This is a genomic window from Kordia sp. (genome assembly GCF_050633145.1).
Classification (GTDB): domain Bacteria; phylum Bacteroidota; class Bacteroidia; order Flavobacteriales; family Flavobacteriaceae; genus Kordia.
Genome location: NZ_JBOEFY010000078.1, coordinates 21,910 through 29,490 on the forward strand (window position 1 = coordinate 21,910; position 7,581 = coordinate 29,490).

At 35.0% G+C, this 7,581-nt stretch carries 5 protein-coding genes and 1 pseudogene; all 6 read left to right on the top strand.

From position 1 onward, the window contains the following. The first annotated feature begins 172 nt into the window (after positions 1 to 172). Positions 173 to 1,441, top strand: a complete 1,269-nt coding sequence (locus ACRBBL_RS25655; protein WP_431371961.1) for a DUF6265 family protein — start codon at positions 173 to 175, stop codon at positions 1,439 to 1,441. A gap of 115 nt (positions 1,442 to 1,556) precedes the next feature. Then, positions 1,557 to 2,894, top strand: coding sequence for a M28 family metallopeptidase (locus tag ACRBBL_RS25660; RefSeq protein ID WP_431371962.1), 1,338 nt, complete (start codon positions 1,557 to 1,559; stop codon positions 2,892 to 2,894). A gap of 6 nt (positions 2,895 to 2,900) precedes the next feature. Next, complete coding sequence (locus ACRBBL_RS25665; protein ID WP_431371963.1) at positions 2,901 to 3,677, top strand: hypothetical protein; 777 nt, start codon at positions 2,901 to 2,903, stop codon at positions 3,675 to 3,677. Between the two features lie 3 nt (positions 3,678 to 3,680). Further along, positions 3,681 to 4,259 carry a YdeI/OmpD-associated family protein gene (locus ACRBBL_RS25670; protein WP_431371964.1) on the top strand — a complete coding sequence of 193 codons (579 nt, stop codon included), beginning with the start codon at positions 3,681 to 3,683 and terminating at the stop codon, positions 4,257 to 4,259. Between the two features lie 13 nt (positions 4,260 to 4,272). Then, complete coding sequence (locus tag ACRBBL_RS25675) at positions 4,273 to 4,824, top strand: GNAT family N-acetyltransferase (protein ID WP_431371965.1); 552 nt, start codon at positions 4,273 to 4,275, stop codon at positions 4,822 to 4,824. Between the two features lie 135 nt (positions 4,825 to 4,959). Next, a pseudogene (locus ACRBBL_RS25680) lies at positions 4,960 to 7,581 on the top strand (hypothetical protein); the annotation flags it as partial.

Here is a 7,581-nt window from a genome sequence, read left to right on the forward strand (position 1 = left end):
ATTGTATCGAGAAATACTATGAAACGAATAAATCGCTAAACTCTTTTTATATTTAAAATTCTACAGACAACATTTATAATTTCAAACCTTCTTTTTGTTAAAAAACAGTACAGTTACACAGCATCTTTTCAAAATTGTGTAACTTTCAGTCAACTAATCAATCAAACCACATATGAAAAAATTACTACAATTGCTGGTAATTATGACTCCGCTTGCTGTTTTTTGTCAGCCAGATACAGAAGTATTTCTATTTGATCTATCTACAGAAAACAATAAACTAACAATTACAAACGGAAAAAACATTTCAAACAATGAAGGTTATGACAATCAGCCTTCATTTCAAAATGAACACACCATTCTATTCGCGTCCACGCGCAACAAACAAACCGATATTTTACAATACAATAGTATCACAGGTGTAAAAAAATGGTTGAACGATACCAAACAAGGAAGTGAATATTCACCAACGCAAGTCCCTAAAAGCAAATACATTTCTGCAATTCGACTCGATACAACAGGTTTGCAATATTTGTATTACTACCGAAAAGGAAAAAGTAAAGCTTTACTGAAAGATTTAAAAATTGGCTATCATGTATGGAACTCAAGAAATGTCTTAGTCTCTTTTGTGTTGGGCGAACCACATCGATTGGTTGTTTCAAACCTCAAAAAAAACACACATTATACAGCTGACACTAATATTGGACGATCGTTACACAATATTCCGAATTCCAACTTGGTAAGCTACATCAGTAAAAAGAACGATGTTTGGGAAATTCGTTCCTTAAATGTAAAAACTTATGAAACTAAGAAAATCGCGAATACCGTTCCAAATGTAGAAGATATGTGCTGGTTGGCAGATGGTTCTATGTTGATGGGAAAAGGAAAAGTATTGTATCGATTAGACCCGAAAAAAGATACGGAATGGAAAATCGTGAAACTATTCGACAAAGAAAATTTTGATAACATTACCCGAATTACAACAAATGCTTCAAACACTAAATTGGTCATTGCTGCCGAAGCCGAAACGGCACTGAAACCAACACTGGAAAACATCCGCTGGATTGCTGGAAATTGGAAAGGTGAAGCGTTTGGCGGTATTACAGAAGAAAACTGGAGCGAACCTTCAGGTGGTTCTATGATGGCTACATTTAAGTTAATTGTAAATGGAAAAGTAAATTTTTATGAGATAGAAACAATTTCGGAAGTAAACAATAGCCTTTTATTACGTCTAAAGCACTTTACTAGTGAATTGAAAGGATGGGAAACCAAAGACGAAACCGTCGATTTTCCGCTGATAAAAGTCACCAAAAACAAAGCCATTTTTGAAGGAATGACCTTTGAATCTATTGATGAAAACAATATGGTTGTGTATGTAGCTATCGGTCAAAAAGATGGTTCAACGGCTATTGTTCCATTTCACTATAAAAAAACAACGAATTAAAATCTCAACTTTATATATCCTTGTATGAAATGAGCCATAACAGTCTGTTAATACCAACCGATATGATTATTGGCGAATTCCATCTGACAGAATTCATAAAATAAAAAATAAACAGATGAAAAAAATTATCTCCTCTATCCTACTTTTTTCAGTGACATTTATGATGTCACAAACCGATCAACGTTTGTATGATATTATTGATGCAGTTTCAGCAGATCGTATTGAAAATGACATTAAAACTTTAGCCAATTTTGGTACACGAAATACCTTTAGCGACACTATTTCGGAAACGCGCGGAATTGGCGCTGCAAGACGCTGGATTAAAGGTGAATTTGATAAAATTTCAAGTAATTGCACAAACTGTTTGAATGTTTTTTATCAGAAAGATTTTGTTACGAAAGAAGGAAATAGACGTGTTCCAAAAGATGCTTGGGTTGTCAATGTAATCGCGATTCAGAAAGGAACAAAATATCCAAATCGCTATATTATTATGAGTGGCGATATTGATTCGCGCGCAAGCGACACCATGGATTTTACCACAGATGCACCAGGTGCAAACGACAATGCTTCTGGAATGGCTGGAACGATTGAAGCGGCTCGTGTATTGTCAAAATATAAGTTTGAAAATAGTATTATTTATGTGGGATTGTCTGGTGAAGAACAAGGATTGTTTGGCGGACAAGGTTTGGCGAAATATGCTAAAGAGAAAGGTTGGGACATTATCGGCGTTTTAAATAATGATATGATTGGAAATATTGAAGGTGTTGATGGTGTGATTGATAATCGCTCATTCCGAATTTTCTCAGAGCCAGTTCCAGCAAACGAAACAGAACGTCAACGTAGAGCACGTCGTTTTTATGGCGGTGAAGTAGATGGAATCTCAAGACAATTGGCAAGATACGTACACAAGCAAGTAAAAACATACATGCCTGAAATGAATCCTATGATGATCTATCGTTTGGACAGATTTGGTCGTGGTGGTCATCACAGACCTTTTAACGATCTTGGATTTGCAGGAATTAGAATTATGGAAGCGCACGAAAACTACAATCGTCAACATCAAGACATTCGTGAAGAAAACGGTATTAAATATGGCGATGTAATTGAAGGTGTCAACTTTCCGTATGCTAAGAAATTAACGGCTGTAAACGCAATTAACTTAGCAAGTTTGGCTTGGTCTCCACTTCCACCGAAAGGTGTAGAAATTGGCGGAATTGTGCAACCGAGTGCAAAATTTCGTTGGAAAAAATCGGAAGATTCTAATATAATTGGTTATAAAATTTATTGGAGAGATACTACTGCACCACAATGGCAACATTCACGATTTGTAGGTGATGTTACTGAATTTACTTTAGACGGAGTTGTGATTGATAATTATTACTTCGGAATTGCATCAGTAAGCAAAAATGGTCATGAAAGCTTGATTGTTTTTCCTGCGAAAACATTTAGATAAATCATAATGAAAAAGATTCTTAACATAAGCCTAGTAGTACTTTGTTTCTGTTGCATCATCTCGTGCACACAAGAAGAAAAAACAACCAAAAATGAAGTATTGGTATTGGGAACAATTCACAGTGGTCACTTGACTAAAGAAGAATATTCTATTGAAAAATTGACCAAACTCATTAAAGAAATAAAGCCTGATATTATTCTTACCGAAATTCCGCCCGATCGTTTTGAAGCCGCTGTCGCTGGATTTAAAAAAGATGATAGTATTTCTGAACCACGTGTGATGCGTTTTCCAGAATATACAGATGTTATATTTCCGCTCTCAAAAACTATGGATTTCGAAATTATTCCAACAGCTGGCTGGACGCGACCAATGGCAATGGAACGACAAAAAAAGTTACGCGCTATCAGTCAAGATTCTACTCGCACCAAAGATTGGCAACAATATATGAATGCTGGGAAAATCACAGATTCATTAATGACCGTAATTGGCAAAGAATACGATCCATATTTTATTCATACGAGTACTTATGACAGCATTTACAACATCAGTTTAGATGTGTATAATAAGTTATTTAATGTAGAATTAGGTCTTGGTGGTTGGGACAATATCAATATTGCTCACTATTGGAATATTGAAAAAGCGCTTGAAAAACATCGTCATCAAAACAAACGAATTTTAATTACCTATGGTGCAGGACATAAAGGTTGGTTTTTAAAAGAACTGCGTAAAAGAGACGATATTGAACTGTTAGAAATGAAACCTTTTTTAGATAAGATTCAATAAGTTATGAAAGAACTTGAAGAACTGTATTTTAAAACTGATATCGAATGGCGTGCTTGGTTAGAAAAAAATCATGATTCGTCTACTGGCATATATCTCATCTTTTATAAAGTGAGTAGCCAAAAAGAAAGTATGCGTTGGGAAGAAGCTGTAAAAGTAGCGTTGTGTTTTGGCTGGATTGATAGCACCGTAAAAAGATTAGATGACGAACGCAGGCGACAATATTTTTGTCCACGTAAACCCAAAAGTGTTTGGAGTAAACTTAACAAAACGTACCTCATAACATTAATTGCTGAAAATAAAATGCACGAAAGCGGTTCGCAGAAAATGATTGCTGCCATGAAAGATGGTTCATGGACTGCATTGGATGATGTAGAAAATTTAGTGGTTCCGAAAATTTTACAAGAAGCATTTGATAAAAACCCAAAAGCATATGAAAACTATCAAAATTTTAGTCCTTCGTATCGTAAAAGCTACTTATATTGGTTGAATCAGGCAAAACGAGAAGCTACTAAGGAAAAACGAATTACTGAGATTATTCGTTTGTGTGAAGCAAATATGAAGAGTCGGGATACTGGCAGGTAATTTATAACAAAAAATGACAAACACTAATTTAATTTCTGATCGCATTACGTTACGATTGATAACACTATCTGATTTAGAATCTATTCATACTCTTCATTCATTACCTGAAACCGATGAGTTTAACACTTTAGGAATTCCAAAAAATATTGAAGAAACGCAAACAATTATTACTGATTGGGTTGCTGAAAACCAACTAGATGAAATCAAATGTTATACGTTTGCTATTGAAGACAATCTGACCAAAGACTTTATAGGATTGTTTGGCTTGAAGATTGGTTCTGATAAATACCGAAGAGGAGAAATATGGTATAAAATTCATTCTGATTATTGGGGAAAAGGATTTGCTACAGAATCCACAAACATGATTTTAGATTATGGTTTTGACACACTCAACTTACACAGAATTCAAGCTGGATGCGCCGTTGATAATATTGGTTCTATAAAAGTATTGGAAAAAGTTGGAATGATCCGAGAAGGTCGCGGAAGACAAATATTACCTTTAAAAAACGGTTGGTCTGACAATTTTGAATATTCAATTTTGGAAACTGATCCACGAAAAAAGTAAGCTTTGAAAACAAAAATTATTCAATTATGTGCTAAAAACGTAAAATCTAGAGGTTTTTGGTAAAATAATAGCCTTTTTTGTTCGGCACTATAAAATCTAATTAATATCTTGGTTTCGCATTTTCAAAATTTACCGATGAAAAAGAAACCGATTATCGTAGCATTACTGCTACTTACCACCAATTTGTTCTTTGCCCAAAATGATTGTATTGACGCCATTGTTGTATGTAGCAACGTTGGTTTTGAAGATTTAGATGTTTCAGGATTTGGAACACAAGAATTAACAAATTCCAATGCATGCGGACTTCAAGAAACCAATTCTTTATGGCTAGATCTAACCATAAATACAGGAGGAACTTTAGGCTTTGTATTAACGCCAACACTTACAGACATTAGTGAAGACTATGACTTTTTTGTTTTTGGTCCAGATCCTACTTGCAACAACATAGGTCAGTCAATTCGTTGCTCTACAACAAATCCAATAAACGCTGGATTAACAAACAATCTCACAGGAATGAATGATACCGAGACCGATACTTTTGAAGGTCCTGGTGCCGATGGAAATAGTTTTGTAAGTTCAATCAGTGTAAGTCCCGGCGAACGCTACTTTATAGTCATAGATAGACCTCTTGGAGTAGGTGGTTTTAATTTGGAATGGACAGGAACAGCCACTTTTAATGCCGCACCAAACATTTCAATACCGCAAGGAACTAGCATAGATTTAGAAGAATGTGATGTTGTAGGCGATCCAAATGACGAAACTACTACTTTTGATTTAACAGTAAACTCGCCTATTATTATAGGTGCACAGACTGGTGTTACACTCACCTATCACACTTCAAATACAAATGCACAAACAGGAAATGGGCCTATTACGAACCCTGCGGCTTTCTCCAATGCCTCCAATCCACAAACAATTTATGTTCGATTAGAAGATGATGTTACAGGATGTTTTAGTACGGATGAGTTTCAATTAAGCATTTCAGGAAATACTGATACAGGAACACCAAATAACTTAACAGCATGTGATGATGATAACGATGGATTTTGGCTTTTTGACTTAACACAAAATGATGCATTAATTGCAGATGGAATTCCTAATACAACAGTCACATTCTACTTATCAGAAATAGATGCGCGAAACGATACCAATCCTATTGCAAGTATGTATCAAAACCAAAATGCATATACGCAAGAAACAATTTGGGCAAGATTAAACACAGCTGCAGGTTGTTTTGGTGTCACTTCATTTACAATTCAAGTTTTTGAATCTCCAACTGCCAATGCTATCAATGATCAATTAATTTGTGATGATGATACTGACGGATTATGGAGTTTGGATTTAGATGACTTAACGACATCTGTTTTAGGAACACAAGATGGAATGCTGTTCAACGTAACCTATCATCCAACTCAAGTTGATGCTAACACAAATATGAACGCATTGGTCAGTCCATACACAAACCAAGCTGCTTATGGTTTAGAAACAATTTTTGTTCGAATAGAAAACAACGACAATACCGATTGTTTTGATACAACTTCGTTCGATTTTGATGTGTTCGATCAACCAATTGCTAATGCTGTAGCAGATTATGAACTATGTGATGATACTTTGGATGGCGATGATACTAATGGCTTCTCTACATTTGACCTTTCTACATTAGACATCGAAGTTTTAGGCGTACAAGATATGATGCAATTCAATGTTTCATATTATGCAAATCAAACTGATGCAAATGACTCCATGAATGTATTATCAACGACATATATAAATACAACTGCTGGAGGAAACGCTATAATTGCGCGTATTGAAAATATAGATAATCCTAGTTGTTTTGACACAATAGAAATCAACGTTGTTGTAAATCCGTTACCCGTAATTACAACTCCTGTAACTTTACGTCAGTGTGATGATGATACTGATGGTATTTCTGATTTTAATCTAACTGAAGCGAATACGTTACTTTCTGTAGATGCTGCTAACGAAACTTTTACTTATTACACTAATCTCGTAAATGCACAAACTGCAACTAGTGCCATTCCTACTCCAACAGCGTTTACTGCCGCAAATGGCGGACAAGTTTTTGCTCGAATTGAAACTGTAAACGGTTGTTTTAGAATTGGAGAAATTAACCTAATTGTAGCTGCAACACAAATTCCAAATACATTCCAATTGGCGTATGAACTATGTGATGATGATGCAGTTGATGGAGACAATACCAATGGAATTGCAACCTTTGATTTTAGTAATGCAAATGCACAAATCAACACGTTATTTACAGCTACAGGTCAAACACTAACAATTACCTATTATGAAAACTTTGCTGATGCTTTAGCTGAAGAAAATGCAATTGCAGACATCAGTAATCACAGAAATGATGCATCTCCGAATGTTCAAAACATTGTTGTTCGTGTAGATAGTGATGTAGATAATGCTTGTTTAGGTTTAGGAGAACACATTACGTTAACTGTAAACCCTTTACCTGATCAAAATACGATTACTGACTACATTGTATGTAATGATGACCCTAATCAATTTACATTCGATCTTGCAACAAAAGATGCAGAAATAATTAATGGTCAGACTGATATTGCTGTTACTTATCATGAATCACAAGCTGAGGCTGACACAAATACTGGTGCAATTGTAAGTCCATATACAACATTTTCAAGAACAATATATGTACGCGCAATCAATACAGTTACTAATTGTATTAATACAGCCATGAACTTTGATTTAATTATCAATGAAAATCCT